Annotated in this window: 16 protein-coding genes; 4 read left to right on the top strand and 12 right to left on the bottom strand. The window is 33.8% G+C overall.

The genetic code is table 11. The features are described from left to right. From Q0800_RS00525 to Q0800_RS00485, 9 genes are all read right to left on the bottom strand, one after another. The gene (locus tag Q0800_RS00525) at positions 1-1,776 is read right to left on the bottom strand and encodes a BatD family protein (protein WP_299126698.1); all 1,776 of its coding nucleotides are present in this window, start codon (positions 1,774-1,776) and stop codon (positions 1-3) included. 73 nt (positions 1,777-1,849) lie between these two features. Further along, positions 1,850-2,680, bottom strand: a complete 831-nt coding sequence (locus Q0800_RS00520; RefSeq protein WP_299126696.1) for an aerotolerance regulator BatC — start codon at positions 2,678-2,680, stop codon at positions 1,850-1,852. 1 nt (position 2,681) lies between these two features. Continuing rightward, the gene (locus Q0800_RS00515) at positions 2,682-3,185 is read right to left on the bottom strand and encodes a hypothetical protein (protein ID WP_299126694.1); all 504 of its coding nucleotides are present in this window, start codon (positions 3,183-3,185) and stop codon (positions 2,682-2,684) included. Positions 3,186-3,238: 53 nt separating this feature from the next. Beyond that, positions 3,239-4,276, bottom strand: a complete 1,038-nt coding sequence (locus tag Q0800_RS00510) for a VWA domain-containing protein (protein ID WP_299126693.1) — start codon at positions 4,274-4,276, stop codon at positions 3,239-3,241. Positions 4,277-4,379: 103 nt separating this feature from the next. Next, on the bottom strand, positions 4,380-5,384 hold the full coding sequence (locus tag Q0800_RS00505) for a VWA domain-containing protein (protein ID WP_299126692.1): 1,005 nt from the start codon (positions 5,382-5,384) through the stop codon (positions 4,380-4,382). Then, positions 5,384-7,081 (bottom strand): hypothetical protein, encoded by a 1,698-nt coding sequence (locus Q0800_RS00500; protein ID WP_299126690.1) that lies wholly within the window; start codon positions 7,079-7,081, stop codon positions 5,384-5,386. The genes Q0800_RS00505 and Q0800_RS00500 overlap by 1 nt, the downstream gene beginning before the upstream one ends. Positions 7,082-7,131: 50 nt before the next feature. Continuing rightward, on the bottom strand, positions 7,132-7,998 hold the full coding sequence (locus Q0800_RS00495; protein ID WP_299126689.1) for a DUF58 domain-containing protein: 867 nt from the start codon (positions 7,996-7,998) through the stop codon (positions 7,132-7,134). 67 nt (positions 7,999-8,065) lie between these two features. Continuing rightward, positions 8,066-9,067, bottom strand: coding sequence for a MoxR family ATPase (locus Q0800_RS00490; RefSeq protein WP_299126687.1), 1,002 nt, complete (start codon positions 9,065-9,067; stop codon positions 8,066-8,068). Between the two features lie 159 nt (positions 9,068-9,226). Next, positions 9,227-9,793 (bottom strand): DUF4382 domain-containing protein, encoded by a 567-nt coding sequence (locus tag Q0800_RS00485; protein ID WP_299126685.1) that lies wholly within the window; start codon positions 9,791-9,793, stop codon positions 9,227-9,229. Positions 9,794-9,897: 104 nt separating this feature from the next. Between Q0800_RS00485 and Q0800_RS00480 the strand changes: the two genes are divergently transcribed. From Q0800_RS00480 to Q0800_RS00470, 3 genes are read left to right on the top strand one after another with little or no spacing between them, the layout of a single operon-like run. After that, the gene (locus Q0800_RS00480; protein ID WP_299126683.1) at positions 9,898-10,761 is read left to right on the top strand and encodes an aldo/keto reductase; all 864 of its coding nucleotides are present in this window, start codon (positions 9,898-9,900) and stop codon (positions 10,759-10,761) included. 54 nt (positions 10,762-10,815) lie between these two features. Next, on the top strand, positions 10,816-11,574 hold the full coding sequence (locus Q0800_RS00475) for an SDR family NAD(P)-dependent oxidoreductase (RefSeq protein ID WP_299126682.1): 759 nt from the start codon (positions 10,816-10,818) through the stop codon (positions 11,572-11,574). Further along, positions 11,571-12,704: an ATP-binding protein gene (locus Q0800_RS00470; RefSeq protein ID WP_299126681.1), complete on the top strand. Its 1,134-nt coding sequence runs from the start codon at positions 11,571-11,573 to the stop codon at positions 12,702-12,704. The genes Q0800_RS00475 and Q0800_RS00470 overlap by 4 nt, the downstream gene beginning before the upstream one ends. Before the next feature lie 450 nt (positions 12,705-13,154). Here Q0800_RS00470 and Q0800_RS00465 read toward each other — a convergent pair whose 3' ends face one another. The 3 genes from Q0800_RS00465 to Q0800_RS00455 form a co-directional block, all read right to left on the bottom strand. Beyond that, a complete protein-coding gene (locus Q0800_RS00465) occupies positions 13,155-13,676 on the bottom strand; it encodes a hypothetical protein (protein ID WP_299126680.1) in 522 nt (173 codons plus the stop codon). Positions 13,677-13,697: 21 nt separating this feature from the next. After that, positions 13,698-14,624 carry an OmpA family protein gene (locus Q0800_RS00460; RefSeq protein ID WP_299126679.1) on the bottom strand — a complete coding sequence of 309 codons (927 nt, stop codon included), beginning with the start codon at positions 14,622-14,624 and terminating at the stop codon, positions 13,698-13,700. Positions 14,625-14,759: 135 nt separating this feature from the next. Continuing rightward, a complete protein-coding gene (locus tag Q0800_RS00455; protein WP_299126677.1) occupies positions 14,760-16,313 on the bottom strand; it encodes an aldehyde dehydrogenase family protein in 1,554 nt (517 codons plus the stop codon). A 121-nt stretch (positions 16,314-16,434) separates the two neighbouring features. On the opposite strand from Q0800_RS00455, the gene Q0800_RS00450 reads away from it, so the two are divergent. After that, positions 16,435-16,689 (top strand): isoaspartyl peptidase/L-asparaginase (locus Q0800_RS00450; RefSeq protein WP_299126674.1); only part of this gene is annotated, 255 nt, incomplete at its 3' end.

The following is a 16,689-nucleotide window of genomic DNA, read 5'->3' as shown; positions in this document are numbered from 1 at the left end:
CTATCTTATGTGTTTGTCTATTAATGAAATTGTTTTTGCTGCTTTGTCGTAATCATTCTTCATAGTGACTTGCGTTATTGGTGTATATCTTGCCAATTCACAATGTTCTAAAATTGAAATAAAATGAGCTACCACGCTATTATCTACCTTTCTTTCTATAAGAAGATTTTCTATTTTTTCCTTATTAAAATCCGTAGTTTCTATTTTTAATTTTGCTTTAAGATAATTATGTAGAGCGCGCTCTAAAGACTCATAAAATGTTTCTTTATTACCGAGATTTTTCTTAGCTTCTCCTAAGTATTTTTTTGCTAATCGATCTGCTTTTCTAATACGATTACCTAAAACATCTGCATTGCGTTTATCATTTTGTCTTCTTATTAATATGGCCAATGGTATCATTATAAAAGGTAACAATAATAAAAGCCAAAAAGATGTAGATCTAAAAAAAGGCTGACGCTTAACGTTAGACCAATTAGAATTTGTTTTTATAAAGGCAAAGGTATTTGCACTAGGTCTTACGGTTTGCTTAGTACTTGCTGTTGCAGTGTTGTTGTCTTTGGACGCTGAAGCGGTTGGCCCTTCTAATACGTCTATAACAACCTCATCAGTACTTATACGTTTGTAGGTTTCTGTGGCCAAATCAAAATAAGAAAATGATATTGAAGGTATTGGGTATTTGCCTCTATACTGAGGTACTATAGTATAGGTATCTGAAATACGTCCTCGCATTCCGCTTAAATTAGTGCGTACATTTTCTTTATGTTCTGGTTCATAGACTTCTAAAGAACTCGGAGTGTTGAGTTTTGGTAGTTCAAATAATTTTAAATTCCCCTTACCTGAAACTTCAATTTTAGCTTGAAGCGATTCGGTAGCATTTAATTGAGTTTTACTTGTGGTGAGCTTAAAATTAAAATCTCCAACGGCTCCTTTAAAATCAGCGGGTTTACCTTGCTCTGGCAATGGTTTTACATTTATAGTTCTACTACCAGCTGTTACTGTTTTTGGGACTTTAGTCATTATTTGACGTCCAAAAATATCAGCTCTTCCTGTAGGTACTTCTACAGAAATATCTAATACTAAAGGTTCTATCTTAAGTTTTCCTGTTTTTTGCGGATATAATACGGTTTTTCTTAAGACCACATAACGATACTCTTCTCCTTTATATAAGCCTTTTTGAATGTTTAATCCTTTTATTTCTACATTCTGACTCCAAAAGTTATTATATCTAGGATTATCTTTTTCGCGCCAATTACTAACGCCTGTCTCTGGTGAAACATACAGTTTATAAACAACTGTAAAACCTTCGTTTAAATAGGGATTTGTTTTGGAAACTTCTGCTACTAAATGAATGTTCTCAGAGGCTATATCTGCGGCTCCTGGTGGTGCGTTTGGCTTATCTACCGCGGCTGTAACATTAATTGTTAATGGAAATGTTTTATAAATTTCACCTTCTATCTCTATTGTAGCTTGTTTTATGGTGAATTTGCCTCGCTTTTTTGGTGCTAAAAAATAGCTATATGTTTTTTTGTAAGTACGTTTACCATTTATCCAAGTATTACTTACAGAGGTATTTGGCCCACCGACTACTTCAAAATCATTAAAATTAGGAGGTACAAAGTTGTCTCCATCTTGGTTCATTTCAAAATCAATACGTAAGCGCTCGTTGACGCCTAATTTCTTTTTACTCACCTTAGCTTCAAACTTAACCTGGGCAGCAGCAATACTTGTAGCAAGTATTAAAAATAATATCGATATTTTATGTGTTTTATATTTCATTGGTCGTTAAATGCGTACCTCTAACGGTTTTAAAATCTTGTAATCAACTGATTACTGATATTGCTTAAAGAACCTACCAGTCTTTCTCAGTCCTTACCTTGGCTCCTTTTTGCTTTTCTGCATTGATTTTTTGCTGTACTTTCTGTTCTTGGTTTTGCATGGCCTCTAAGATATTTTTAATCTGCTGCGGAGACATTTGACCTGGCTTTGGTTTTGGCTTTTGATTTTTATCTTTTTTGTCTTTATCTCCTTTTCCGTCTTTTTTATCGTCTTTTGGTTTTCCGTTTTCATCTTCTTCCTTATCTCCTTCTTTTTTATCTTTATCGCCTTCGTCTTTCTTGTCCTTTTCGTCTTTATTTTCGTCGTTTTTCTTTTCTTCTTTCTCCTTATCTTTTTCTTCGTCCTTGTTTTCGTCTTTCTTATCATCTTCTCCTCCTCCATCGTCTTGCTTGTCTGCACAATCTTTAGCAAGTGCTAAATTGTAGCGTGTTTCATCATCTGTTGGATTACTTCGTAAAGCATTTTTAAACGCTTCGACCGCTTCTTTACAACGCTCAGTCTGCATTAAAATATTACCTATGTTATGGTAGGCTCTATGTTTTTCATCCTTTGATACTGCATTTTTTGCTGCTTCTTGGCTTCTAAATAAAGCTTCATCAAAGCTGCCTTTTGTATAATAGGAATGTGCCAAATTATAAGCACCAACGGCTTTGTTTGGAGCTTTAGAAATTGCCTTTCTATACTCCATTTCTGCTTCTACATAATTATCTTCAGCTAGTAACTCGTTGGCATTGTAAACCAAATTAGTTGCCTTCCTTTCTGTTTTTAATTTTGCTTTATCCTCTTGCTGGGCAAAGCCAATAAAACTTAAAAATGCAATTATTAATACTGTTAAAAACCTCATCTTACTTATATATTACTTTAAATTCTGTTTGAAGATAAATAGATTCCCATTTATCATTCTTATAACTACCAACGGTAAATTTATAAGTGTTATCATTTATATACTCCCAACAATCTGTCACCATTGTATCACCATAATGATAGTGATAATATATATCCTTGTCTTTAAAACTTACCTTACCCTGGGTTACGTCTCCAAAGACATCAAATTCCCAAAACTGAATATTGTTCTGTTTTGCATTAAACTGTCTTACTCCATGGCTTCTGTTTCCGTATGCTGTCTGTTCTTTATTTATAAACCCTTTAGAATTTACTATAACTAGCGTTTTATTAAGGTCGTAATTAAAGCTCACTTCTTGTTTAAATTTGGTGCCATTAGACCAAACGCCATCTGCTTTCCAAGTTTTATTTACCAAATTATCAAAACCATATAATCTATATTGCTGACCCAAAACCGTTATTGGCCATACCAGCATTATAAATAAATATGTTTTCAATTTTATCATTACCTAAATGTAGTAAACGCCTTAAATTATCTGCGTTAAAGAAAATTTAAATCTTAAAAATTTTCATTAAATAAATTAAGCTTTTTTAACCAAGCTGTTTTGCGTTCTAAAAAGAAAATATCTATAAATAATAGTAAAATTCCGAGTCCTAAAAACCACTGAAATTGATCTTTAAAATCTGCAATTTGCTTAGACTCAAACTCTTTTTTATCCATTTTATCTAAAACATCTTTTATGGTATCTACAACTTCTGAGGTGTTACTTCCATTGACATATACACCATTAGTCTCTTCTGCAATTTCTTTTAGAGTTGTCTCGTCTAATCGTGTTATTACCGTTTCGCCTTTATTGTCTTTTTTATAATTAAGGACTACGCCGTTTCTTTTAATTGGTATTGGTCCTCCCTTAGTATCTCCAACTCCAATGGTAAGTATTCTTATACCTTCTTCTAGGGCTTCTTCCGCAATATCAACAGCTTCACCACTGTGGTCCTCGCCATCAGAAATTATAATTAGTATTCTATTGGTTTGCTCTTCATCATCATAATACGTTTTGGCTAACTGAATAGCCTCATGTATTGCTGTTCCTTGTGAGGATAGCATGTCCGTATTCATGTTTTGTAAAAACATTTTTGCTGATGCATAGTCTGTTGTTATTGGTAATTGCGGAAAGGCTTTACCTGCATAGGCAATAATACCGACTCTATCACTAGCCAAACTATTTATTATTTCTCTAACTAACTGTTTAGATTTATCTAAACGGTTTGGTGCTATATCTTCTGCTAGCATACTTTTAGACACATCTACTGCAAAAACAACATCTACTCCTTGGCTACGAACTGTCTCTAATTTTGTGCCAATTTTAGGATTTACTAAGGCTAAAGATAAACAGGCAAATGCACTACATAATACTAATACTTTTAAAATACTTTTAAAAAAAGATTGATTTGGACTTAATCGCTTTAAAAGATTTATGTCCGCAAATTTCTTTTGCGCAGATCGTCTCCAAATTTGTAATAGTACAAACAAAAGTATAATTACTGGAATGACCAATAATGTCCAAAACCATATTTTTTCGTCTAGTCTAAACATTGATTAATAACGTATTACTTGCGTACGATTTTAATAGTGAAACTATACAACTTGTGTCTCCATTACTTGTTGAACTGGCTTGTATAATTATACCTTTTTTCATCTACACAAAACTTCTAAAAATTGTATTTCTTAATAGTATTTCAATAAAAAGTAGTAGACCTGCCAATAGAACTAATGGCCTATACTTTTCGTCATAATTGTAATACTTCTTTTCTTCTATTTCCGTTTTTTCTAGCTTATTAATTTCATCATAGATTTCTGCTAACTTCTTATTGTTAGTGGCTCTAAAGTACTTTCCTCCGCTAACTTCGGCAATTTCTTTTAACAAGTTTTCATCTATTTCTACTTGCTGACGACCGTATCTAAAACTTCCGTTAGGATTTATAGAGACTGGTGATAAAGCCATGCCGTTTGTACCTAAGCCAATGGTGTAAACCTTTATATTATACTCTACTGCTAGTTCGCTGGCTGTTTTAGGGTCAATAAATCCTGAATTATTAACTCCGTCTGTTAGCAGAATAATAACTTTACTCTTGGCTCTACTGTCTTTAAGACGATTAACTGATGTTGCTAATCCCATACCTATCGCTGTACCACCTTCTATTATGGTATTGTACTTAATATCTCTTAGAGAGCGTTGCACAATAGACTTATCGCTTGTAATTGGTGTCTTGGTATAGGCCTCACCCGCATATTCCACTAATCCTATTCTATCATTTGGACGTTCATCAATAAAATCTGCAGCAACTTCTTTTAAAGCTTCTAAACGGTTTGGTCTTAAATCTTTGGCAAGCATACTTGCTGATACATCAATTGCCATAACAATATCTATACCTCTAGTTGTCTTTGTTTTTGTTGAAACGTCCACGGTTCTTGGTCTTGCTAATGCCGTTATTAATAGACCTAAGGCTATTAAACGCAGTGCAAATAGTACGTGTTTAAATTTAGACCAAAATGAAGTCGCTCCCTTAAATCCTTTGATACTAGAAATTTTGAGCTCTGCGGTTTGTCTGTTGTGTTTAAAAATATACCATGCTATTGCTATCGGTAAAAGCAATAGAAACCAAAATAATTCTTTATTTAAAAATTCTATATTTTCAAACATTAGTTTTGTTCTTCTTCTGGTTGGTTTGGATTTAGCTCAATAGAATTAATAATACGCTCAACAATATCATCGGCATAGTTATCGTCTGCTCTCCAAGTTAAAATGATTTGCTGCCTCACATTCTCTGCTCTAAAGAGTAGGTTAACATAATTTGCTAGCTCTGTTTGATCACTTTCTAAAGCAATATTCATTGTACCATAGGTCTTTAATCCTTGGGCTGCATTTGGCGTAATAAACTGATCTCTTTTTACGGTTATATTTTGAGCACCTTCAGACTCAAGCTTCTTTAAATAGCTTTCTGAAGCTTTTAATAAATCTTTTGATTTCTCTTCGTCTGACATTTCTTTTGGCCGCTCACCTGGCGTTGTCGTCGTATTAAAAGCTGTTGTACTCACTTGTATGTCAATAGCGGAGTCGGATGACAGATATCTAAAAACTGAAGTTTTGATCCTATCCTTGTATTCTTCAGGCACTTGGACTTCTGTACGCTTTAAAACTTTTGGTGTTTCTATCCATATTGGAGGAAATCCGTATGCGCTCTCTACCCAATCACCTTCTAACAATTCTTTACTTTCATGACCAATTATAGTGTCTTTAACGTATCCAAAACCATATTTAATTCCGAAACCTGCAAATGTGGCAATGAGTAAGAATAAGGAAATAGCGACGGTTAAAATGACTTTTCTTCGCTTCTTTTTGCGTTCTTGCTCTTCCTTATATTGTTGGTCTAAGAGTTTTTCCTCTTCTGTTGGTTCTGGCAAACTCGCTTTTACAGCATCAACTTCCTTTGCTATAGTCGCCTTATCCATTTCAGCTAATGCCATATCTGGCGAAGATTTAGCAAATTTTACCAAATCGGCACGTTTCAATATAGATTCTAAATTTTGAATCGTCTCCTTAGTTAAAGGCAGTTGATTCCCTTCTTTTAGAAGTTGCAATCTAGAAATTAATTGGTCCGTTGTACTTTCTAAGGCCCGATCATAAACTTGTTCGTCGAGGTATTTTCTAATGATAAATGTTAATTCAGAATAATATTCCTTAACCTCTGCTCGCATTAAATATTGACTCTCATCTAGTTTTTTTAATGCTAATTTGGCTCTATCGTAAGGAGGTAATAAGGCAATCTCTTCCTCTTCTGTAAGTGGTTTTGATCTCCAAATAAACCACCAAAGCACAAAGGCTACTAATGCAATGGCTACGAGAATTCCTAGTAACCATTTCCACCAATTACCTGCGCTTTTATCAACATTAATAATGGGTTTAATATCATACAATTTTTGCTTAGTAGTATCTACCTCTACTGCATTAACGTCTACCTGGAGTGAGTCTGTAAAGAATGTTTTTTCTCCAATAATAATCTTTTGTCTAGGAATGGTGTAAGCTCCAGTATCGAATTGTGTAAGCTTGTATATTCTAGATAAGAAAAACTTTGCGTCTTTCTTAATTGTATCTATTTCTAAACCTTCGACAGCTTCTAAAGGCATAAAGGTTTGACCTTCTGGAAAAACAACTAACGCTGATGAATCTGCTTCAACTTTAATCTTATAATTAATCTGCTCACCAATTCTAATTTTAGTGGTATCAACCTCTGTTTTTACTTGACTAAATGAGTAGAAAGACAAAAAACAAGTCATAAACAACAAGATGTGCTGTTGCTTAAATTCAGTTCTTAATATATTTAACGTTTTACTTTTCACTTCTAACTTCTAACTTCTAACTTTCTAACTTTCTAACTTTCTAACTTAAACTATCCTCGTCGCTTAAAATAACCTAAGAGCTTTTTTACATAACTTTCATCTACTCTGCAATCTACAGTACCTGCACCAGATTTAGCAAAGCTATCCTTAAAATACCCTACTTTTTCAGTATAAAATTTACCATAGTTAGTCCTTACTTTTTTAGAAGCAGTATTCACTAACATCATTTGTCCTGTTTCTTCATCTTGCATTTGCACCATACCAATATTAGGCATTAATTCTTCGTGTTTATCGTAGATTCTAATACCTGTTATATCATGTTTACCTGCTGCTATTTTAAGGTTTTGTTTATAATCGTCTGCAATAAAATCTGAGAGCACAAAAACAATGGCCTTTTTCTTCATTACATTAGATAAAAACTTAAATGCCTGAGCTATATCTGTTTTTTTACTTTTAGGTTGAAACTCTAACAACTCTCGTATTATTCTTAACACGTGTGAGCGTCCTTTTTTTGGAGGAATATATAATTCTATCTCGTCCGAAAACAAGATTAACCCTATTTTGTCATTGTTTTGAGTTGCGGAAAATGCTAGGGTTGCAGCAACTTCTGTTACTATTTCATCTTTAAATTGGTTATGTGTCCCAAAGAGCTTACTACCCGAAACATCTGCCATAAGCATCATGGTAAGTTCTCGTTCTTCCTCAAAAACTTTTATATAAGGCTCATTATAGCGTGCGGTAACATTCCAATCTATATTTCTTACATCATCACCGTATTGGTATTGACGCACTTCAGAAAAAGTCATACCACGCCCTTTAAAGGTAGAATGGTATTCTCCTCCAAATATATGATCAGACAAACGACGTGTCTTAATCTCTATTTTTCGTACTTTTTTTAGAAGTTCTTTGGTATCCATTTTTCAATTTACGATTGAAGATTGTTGATTTGTGATTTCTGAAATCGTTATTCTAAAATCTTAAATTCTAAGGCACCTCTATGTCATTAACAATCTTATTAATAATATCTTCAGAAGTAATATTTTCTGCTTCTGCTTCGTAGGTTATTCCTATTCTGTGCCTTAATACATCGTGTACCACAGCTCTTACGTCTTCTGGTATAACATAACCTCTTCGCTTTATAAATGCATAACATTTCGCTGCAGTCGCCAAATTAATACTACCACGAGGAGAGGCACCAAAAGAGATCAAAGCTTTTAAATCTGCCAATCTATATTTTTCTGGATAACGTGTTGCAAAGATGATATCTAAGATGTATTTCTCTATTTTTTCGTCCATGTAGACTTGGCGCACAGCTTCTTGAGCACTTAATATTTGCTGTATTGAAACCACCGGGTTTACTTTTTCGTACGTTCCTTTTAGGTTTGCTCTTACAATACGTTGTTCTTCTTCTATTTTTGGGTAATCAATAACTGTTTTTAGCATAAAACGGTCTACCTGCGCTTCTGGCAAGGGGTATGTACCTTCTTGCTCTACAGGGTTTTGGGTTGCCATTACCAAAAATGGTTTATCTAAAACAAAGGTTTCATCGCCAATGGTAACTTGTTTTTCTTGCATGGCTTCTAAAAGTGCCGATTGCACCTTTGCTGGTGCTCTATTAATTTCATCTGCCAATACAAAATTTGCAAAAATTGGTCCTTTTTTTATTGAGAAATCGTTCTCTTTAATATTGTAGATTAACGTACCAACAACATCGGCAGGTAGTAAATCTGGTGTAAATTGTATTCTACTAAAACTTGCATCTATAGCTTTTGAGAGTGTATTAATTGCTAAGGTTTTTGCCAATCCTGGAACACCTTCTAATAAGATATGCCCTTGACCTAACAATCCAATAAGTAAGCGTTCTACCATGTGTTTTTGCCCAACTATAACCTTATTCATTTCTAAGGTTAAGAGGTCTACAAAGGCACTTTCTCTTTCTATCTTTTCATTAATTGATTTAATATCTATTGTACTTGTTTCTTCCATGTTTTTAAGGGTTTTTGAACCACACTAATTACAGTAATTTTTTCAACGATGCAAAATGTTAAATTTATTCGTCATTTGCTGTTAACAATTGGTTAAAAAACAAAGAGGCCAAACCCAATGGTTTAGCCCCTTTTTACTTATTATTTATGGATTAGTAAATTAATATTCAGTTTGTCTTATGGTTGTATATAATTGTGGAGATAAAACCATCATATTTTCGTCTTCATTAAAATGTATAGAATCATCAATATTTATATCAATAACTATGTCGTAATGGCGATTAGATTTTAATTGAGTTTCTATACGATTAGAAGGGTAAGCATTACCTAAATCTTCAACATCTAAACTGTGTAATATATTATTTATGCTTATGAAATTTCCGTCTCCTAACATTAACCTTAATTCATAAACATAATCAGCTTTTACAGCTAAATTTTCAATTAATAACAGAGGATTATTTTGGCTGAAATTGTCCATATTATAAACACCAAAATTAACAGTACTTAAACTTACCCAATGTTCTACGTCTAATGCTGTACTTACTTTAAATTGAATAGCCTTAATATCTAAATACACGTGTTGTGTTTGACCCAAGGTGCGCTTTAATTTAATAGTAATATTAGCAAGACCGTCTGACTTGCTTAAGTCTTCTTTAGAGCAACCTGTTAAGAATATAGAAATAACAATGACAACAAGCACTGATTTTATAGGTTGAAAGTGTTTCATAATTTGGGATATAGAATAATTACACAACAAGAATACCCCACTCTTAGGTTTTTAAGTACTTTTATACACCAATTACATAAAAACCTATATAAACTGAAATAAAAGTGAATTATTCTAGATTAATTGCAGGCACCATGACCTGGGGACAATGGGGCAAAAAGCTCTCAAAACAAGATATGGTTGACCTAATACATCATTGCTTGGCCAATAATATTACAACCTTTGACCATGCTGATATTTACGGAGCTTATACTACTGAGTCAGACTTTGGTAAAGCTTTTACTGAATCTGGTATAAAACGTGAAGACATACAGCTGATTTCTAAATGTGGTATTCAGCATATGTGCGATAACAGAGAGAATAAAGTAAAACATTACAATTACAGTAAAAACTATATCATCTGGTCTGCTGAAGAATCCTTGAAGCATTTACAAACAGAATATTTAGATTTATTATTACTACATAGACCAAGTCCTCTAATGGCTGCCGAAGAAATTGCAGAAGCCATTAGCACACTTAAAAAGCAAGGCAAAATAAGGGATTTTGGAGTGTCTAATTTCACTCCCTCTCAAATGGAAATGATTGGTTTACGGACAGATATTGACGCAAATCAAATTGAGTTTTCTTTAACCCAACACTCAGCAATGCATGATGGTACCTTAGATTACATAAAAACCAGTGGAATTAAACCAATGTCTTGGTCTCCATTAGGCTCTGTATTTAAAGAAGATAATGAACAAACTAGACGTATACACAAACAACTGGGTCAACTTATAGATAAATATAATGCAACCGAAGATCAATTATTATTGGCTTGGATTATGAAACATCCTTCTGGTGTTCACCCTGTCGTAGGTACAACAAATAAATTAAGATTAACAAAATCTATAGAGGCCACAAAGATTAACCTAGATCTCGAAGATTGGTTTTTAATTTTAGAGTCTAGTCAAGGTCATGAGGTACCATAGAAGCCCGTCCTAAATTCTTCCCAGAAGGAAGGACTTTTAAATTAGTATTAAAATATGAATAAAAAAAAAGTTGCACTTATTACAGGAGCTACAAGCGGAATTGGTAAAGCCACTGCGGAAGAATTTGCAAAGCATGGTATTAATTTAGTATTATGTGGGCGAAGACAAGCACGCTTAGATAGTATAAAACAAGTACTATCTAAACAAACCGATGTACATGTTCTAAATTTTGATGTTAGAGATCGCGAAAAAACACTAAATGCTATTGCCTCTCTCCCGGAGACTTTTAAAACTATTGATATTCTTATAAATAATGCAGGTAATGCCCATGGTTTAGACCCTATACAAACAGGTAATTTAGACGACTGGGATGCCATGATGGACATTAATGTTAAAGGATTACTTTATGTGAGTAAAGCTATTATCCCAGGAATGACCAAGCGTCAATCTGGCCATATCATTAATATAGGTTCATCTGCTGGTAAAGAGGTTTACCCAAAAGGCAATGTCTATTGCGCTAGTAAGCATGCTGTAGTTGCAATTACTGAAGGTATGCGAATAGATCTTAATCCATTCGGAATTAAAGTAACAGCTATTAATCCTGGTTTGGTAGAAACCGAATTTTCTCAGGTTCGTTTTAAAGGTGATAGCGCGGCAGATACTGTCTATAAAGGCTATAAAGCGCTACAAGCCGAAGATATTGCAGACGTTATTTATTTTGCAGTATCCAGACCTGCTCATGTTAATATTGCTGATGTTTTAATGTTTTGTACAGCACAGGCCAGTTCAACCATTGTAAAGAAATCTACATGATTAATAAAAGGCTTTTAATTAAAAACTTGCTAGCTCACAACGATGAGAATAGTTTTTATGATAAAAAGCGTAAAGTTGACATCAGCTCTAAAGAAGGTAAAGCAAAATTTTTAAAACACATCTGTGCGCTTTCTAACAGTAATCCAAAAAATAATTCTTACATCGTTATTGGTGTAGATGATGAAGACAATAAGATTATAGGAGTCGATTTTTTTGACGATAGCAAAATTCAGAACCTCATTAATGCCTACCTTACTAATCCTCCCATAGTACAATACGAAAATATACCTTTTCCGCATTTACCAGATGATAGTGTTGTTGGCTTAGTTACCATTAGACCTAATGAAGCAATTACAGCATTACGAAAAAATATTTGGAAATATTATGGAGGCTCTGTATTCTTTAGAGATGGTAGCATAAGCATGCCCAAAGTATTTGATATAGAAATAAAAGACGTTAACTCTAAAATTGTTTCTGCGATTGAAAACCATGCTCAAAATAACATTCAACTCACCTTAGATGGTGTTTTTGATTTTATGAACAAGCGCCAAGATTACAATCCGCAATACATGGTGTTTAAAGAATACTTTGTACTGTGTTGGTCCGGACAAAAAAAGAAGGTTAAAGATGAAAACTTTTATTCTCGTGTAGACATTGAGTTAATTAATGAACAAGTACGTTTATTTTATTCGGCATTAGACGAAGTTGCCATTTTCTATAATGATGATTCTTTTAAAATTATTGAATATGTTAGACTTGGCCTACAGCAATCCTTTAAATATTATAAGCTCGAAGAAAAAACGATTCATTTTGATAACAATGCACACTATACCATTAATGCAAACTTAATTTTTGAACCTCCTCGCTTTGATAAAAAAATGCTACATCACGTTTACAACACCAATAATAGCATTTTAGAAAAGCTAGAAAAAGGCACTCCAATAGCTAACCATGAATTAACCGATCTCGAAAATTTAGCAACCAATTATTTATTATGTTATCTCAATGATTTTGAAGATGCACTACCTAAGTTAGAACATGCTAAACCTTATATTAAAAAATATAGCACCAAGCTTTATAAGTCTTATAAAGAGACCATTAGAATTCTAAGAAAAGTAAAATACAACTAATTTTGGATATGGGTAAGCGTGTTTATCCATGTTTTTTACACCTCATCGGCAGTTAATTTGAGATGCTACCGATTATACAATTTTTTATACCATTCATCAAAAAAATTTATATGCAATTGAAATAACTTGCATCTTTACAATGCTATTAATCAATTACATAACCTTGTTTCATTCAGTTTTTTGGCTGATTATGAAACAAGGTTTTTTTAAGTTATATAAAGGCTAGCTTTTAGGGTTAGAATTAATTACACCTCTCGTTAAAAACCCATACCGTTATTTAGCAACGCAGCATATTACAGATCTAAAAATCAATATCATATATAAATTATCATAAACATTGCATACGCTTAAAGATTTATTATAAACTCATAATAGCACGTCTTATAACCATAAAAGTAAAGCCCCTCAATGCAATGAGTGGCTTTACTTAAAGTTATTGAAAATTTATGATTATTTGCCGCCGTCTAGCTGGTCTTGCCAGGTTTTTAAATCTGCCCAACGTCCTTCGGCTGCCATTTTAGCTTGGTCTGACCATGTTTTTGGTTTATGGATTCTAAAACGTTCTCCTCCGCTATCTAATACACTTTGACATTTGTCTATACTGCATTCTGATAAAGCTTTCCAAGTTTTAACATCATGATTATGAAATAACTCTTGGATTTTAGGCCCTATACCTTCAACAATTGTAAGGTCGTTTTCCTTTATTTTCTTACCAAAAGCTGCTTTTGCACCTGCCGCATCAAAGGCAACTGCAGAAGATGCTGCAGCAAAAGATGAAACTACATTTGCTTTTGCAGACTTTAAATCTGTCTCTAGAGACATTTTAGAATTTCTACAAGCTTCTAAATCAGCTTCTAATTTTGCAATTCTGTCACTATCATCAGTTCCGCCACCAAAAAGACGTCCAAGTAAATAGCCTAATAGTGCGCAAATTAGACCTATAAGTAATGGGATTAATATACACCAATTCATAATTTTATTGTTTTAAGTTTGTTAGTTTATTGTTATTACGGTACGTCTGTTTTTAGTACGTCCTTCTTCTGTATTATTATCTGCCATAGGCTCTGTTTGTCCCTTAGAAATGGCTTCAATATTGCTTTCTAAAATACCGTTACCAGAAAGGTACTTTTTAGCAAAATCAGCACGGCCCTGACCTAGAGTCATGTTCTGATTAGCATTACCTGTATTATCGGTATGACCGACTACCTGTACTTTAACTCCAAATTTATCTACACAACGTGATATGGTAGCAATTTTCTGACGTTGCTCATTTGTTAAGTTAATCTGTGCTGCACCGGTTTTAAAATATAATATTATCGGATTTTTTCTTATAGAATCACAAGCTGCTTGGAGTGTATCGTCTACAGCTCCATCTTCTAACGTAACAATACCAAACTTTAAAGGTCCGTAAAATGTTTGCGCATCATCAGGATTGATTTCATCATTTAATTCTCCATGGATATCAACCTGTTTTGCAGGGATTCCTTGCCCTACAAGATAATTCTTAACAGAATTTGCACGAGCCAAACCTAAATTTGGAAAGGCAGAATTATTGGTTTCATCACTTCGGTAATACCCAGTAATATCAATATCCTTTAAAGGATTTGCTATAAGATAATCTTTCAATTTAGCAACTTCAGAAGTTACACCTGTTGAAATAGGCTCTAAAATTGAAAAGTTTGATGTTTTAAAATTAAAGTTGTCATTAATTTTAATGTCGAAATCGCCATTAGCATCAGAAATTGCAAATGCATTTCTGGTCACAGACTCTACTTCGGGTTCTGCTACAATTTTGGTATCTTCTGTTTCTACGCTTTTGTTAGGGTTGCAATAACAACCATCGCACAAATAGCAGTACAATAACGTACCAATAATAATAGTAAGTAAAATACCTAAAAGGTAAGATGTTTTTTTACTCATTAGTTAGTGTTTTAAGTTAGAGAGTATCAATATATTAAAAATATAACATTTTAATACTATTATTTTGAAACACAGCCATAAAAAAAGTCACATCCTAGAATGTGACTCCTCAACATCTAAAATTAAATTACTTAATTACAAGTCAAACTTAATTCCTTGAGCTAAAGGTAGTTCTGTAGTGTAATTTATAGTGTTTGTTTGACGACGCATATAGATCTTCCAAGCATCTGAACCAGACTCTCGTCCTCCACCAGTTTCTTTTTCTCCTCCAAAAGCTCCACCTATCTCAGCACCAGACGTTCCTATATTTACATTAGCTATACCACAATCTGAACCAGCATGCGATAAGAAACGTTCAGCTTCGCGCAGATTATTGGTCATAATAGCAGATGATAAGCCTTGTGATACATCGTTTTGTATATCTATGGCATTGGTAACATCACCTGAATATTTTAATAAATACAATACAGGAGCAAATGTTTCGTGCTGTACAATTTTCATGGAGTTATTGGCTTCTGCTATTGCTGGCTTTACATAACAACCCGACTCATACCCTTCACCAGTTAAAACTCCACCTTCTATAACAATATTTCCACCTTCTTTTACAACCTGAGATAATGCTTTATTATACATAGCTACAGCATCTGTATCTATTAATGGCCCAACGTGATAGTTTTCATCTAAAGGGTTTCCAATACGTAATTGCTTATACGCATCCACCACAGCATCCTTTACTTTGTTATAAATAGACTCGTGGATTATTAAACGACGTGTCGACGTACAGCGTTGACCTGCAGTACCTACAGCACCAAAAACAGCACCAATTACTGTCATTTTTATATCAGCATCTGGTGTTACTATAATCGCATTGTTACCTCCTAATTCTAATAAAGACTTTCCTAAACGACCAGCCACTTCTTGCGCCACTATTTTACCCATTCTTGTAGAACCTGTTGCTGATACTAAAGGCACACGTGTATCTTTGGTCATAAGTTCACCAACTTTGTAATCACCATTGATTAAACAAGAAATCCCTTCTGGTAAGTTGTTTTCTGCAAAAACTTCTGCCGCTATATTTTGGCAAGCCACACCACAAATAGGTGTTTTTTCTGAAGGTTTCCAAATACAAGTATCTCCACAAATCCAAGCTAAAGCAGTATTCCAAGACCAAACTGCAACAGGGAAATTAAATGCAGAAATAATTCCAACAACACCTAATGGGTGGTACTGCTCATACATTCTATGTCCTGGTCGCTCAGAATGCATCGTTAAACCATGCAGCTGACGCGATAGCCCAACTGCAAAATCACAGATATCTATCATCTCCTGCACCTCTCCTAAACCTTCTTGGTACGATTTACCCATTTCATAGGATACGAGCTTTCCTAAAGCTTCTTTCTTTTCTCTTAATTTTTCACCAAATTGTCGTACAATTTCACCACGTAGTGGAGCTGGCATTGTTCTCCAAGTTTTAAAAGCAGAAGTAGCAGCAGAAATAGCTTGTTGATAATCTTCTTCGGTAGAAGCTTTTACTTTAGCGATTAACTGGCCATCTACTGGCGAGTAAGATTCAATAATGTCACCGTTAGAAAAATTTTCAGAACCTGTAGAAGTTCCTTCGTTTATAGCTTTAATTCCTAATTGCTCTAAAGCGTCTTTTATTCCAAAATCTTTAGCAACTCCTTGCATGTATCTTTGTTTTTTGTGAAGTAATAAATAATTACCCAAAATTACTAATAAATTGTTAGTTTAACTTGAAGTGTTTACTCTAAAAATGTAACTTTAAAGCACTTAAAAAAACCAACCCACCATGAAAACATTAGTCCCTTTATTCCTCATTCTATTTTTATGTTTTAGCTGTAAAAAAGAAAGCGAATTAAAAATTGAAAAAGAGGATATGAAAGCTAAGGCTGAACAACCAGAATTTGCCATCATTATTCATGGCGGAGCTGGCACCATTCTAAAAAAGAATATGACACCAGAAAAAGAAGCTGCTTACGAAGCAAAATTAGAGGAGGCGATTAGAGTAGGTTATGAAATTCTAAAAAATGGTGGAAGCAGTCTC

This window comes from uncultured Winogradskyella sp., from assembly GCF_937958655.1.
In the GTDB taxonomy this organism is placed as follows: domain Bacteria; phylum Bacteroidota; class Bacteroidia; order Flavobacteriales; family Flavobacteriaceae; genus Winogradskyella.
Note: the sequence above shows the minus strand (reverse complement) of the source record. Positions and strands in the feature narration are given on the sequence as shown.

Excerpts from the sequence above, each read along its gene's own strand:
- Q0800_RS00525 (WP_299126698.1), bottom strand. The coding sequence starts at position 1,776 with ATGAAATATAAAACACATAAAATATCGATATTATTTTTAATACTTGCT.
- Q0800_RS00520 (WP_299126696.1), bottom strand. The coding sequence starts at position 2,680 with ATGAGGTTTTTAACAGTATTAATAATTGCATTTTTAAGTTTTATTGGC.
- Q0800_RS00515 (WP_299126694.1), bottom strand. The coding sequence starts at position 3,185 with ATGATAAAATTGAAAACATATTTATTTATAATGCTGGTATGGCCAATA.
- Q0800_RS00510 (WP_299126693.1), bottom strand. The coding sequence starts at position 4,276 with ATGTTTAGACTAGACGAAAAAATATGGTTTTGGACATTATTGGTCATT.
- Q0800_RS00505 (WP_299126692.1), bottom strand. The coding sequence starts at position 5,384 with ATGTTTGAAAATATAGAATTTTTAAATAAAGAATTATTTTGGTTTCTA.
- Q0800_RS00495 (WP_299126689.1), bottom strand. The coding sequence starts at position 7,998 with ATGGATACCAAAGAACTTCTAAAAAAAGTACGAAAAATAGAGATTAAG.
- Q0800_RS00490 (WP_299126687.1), bottom strand. The coding sequence starts at position 9,067 with ATGGAAGAAACAAGTACAATAGATATTAAATCAATTAATGAAAAGATA.
- Q0800_RS00485 (WP_299126685.1), bottom strand. The coding sequence starts at position 9,793 with ATGAAACACTTTCAACCTATAAAATCAGTGCTTGTTGTCATTGTTATT.
- Q0800_RS00475 (WP_299126682.1), top strand. The coding sequence starts at position 10,816 with ATGAATAAAAAAAAAGTTGCACTTATTACAGGAGCTACAAGCGGAATT.
- Q0800_RS00470 (WP_299126681.1), top strand. The coding sequence starts at position 11,571 with ATGATTAATAAAAGGCTTTTAATTAAAAACTTGCTAGCTCACAACGAT.
- Q0800_RS00465 (WP_299126680.1), bottom strand. The coding sequence starts at position 13,676 with ATGAATTGGTGTATATTAATCCCATTACTTATAGGTCTAATTTGCGCA.
- Q0800_RS00460 (WP_299126679.1), bottom strand. The coding sequence starts at position 14,624 with ATGAGTAAAAAAACATCTTACCTTTTAGGTATTTTACTTACTATTATT.
- Q0800_RS00455 (WP_299126677.1), bottom strand. The coding sequence starts at position 16,313 with ATGCAAGGAGTTGCTAAAGATTTTGGAATAAAAGACGCTTTAGAGCAA.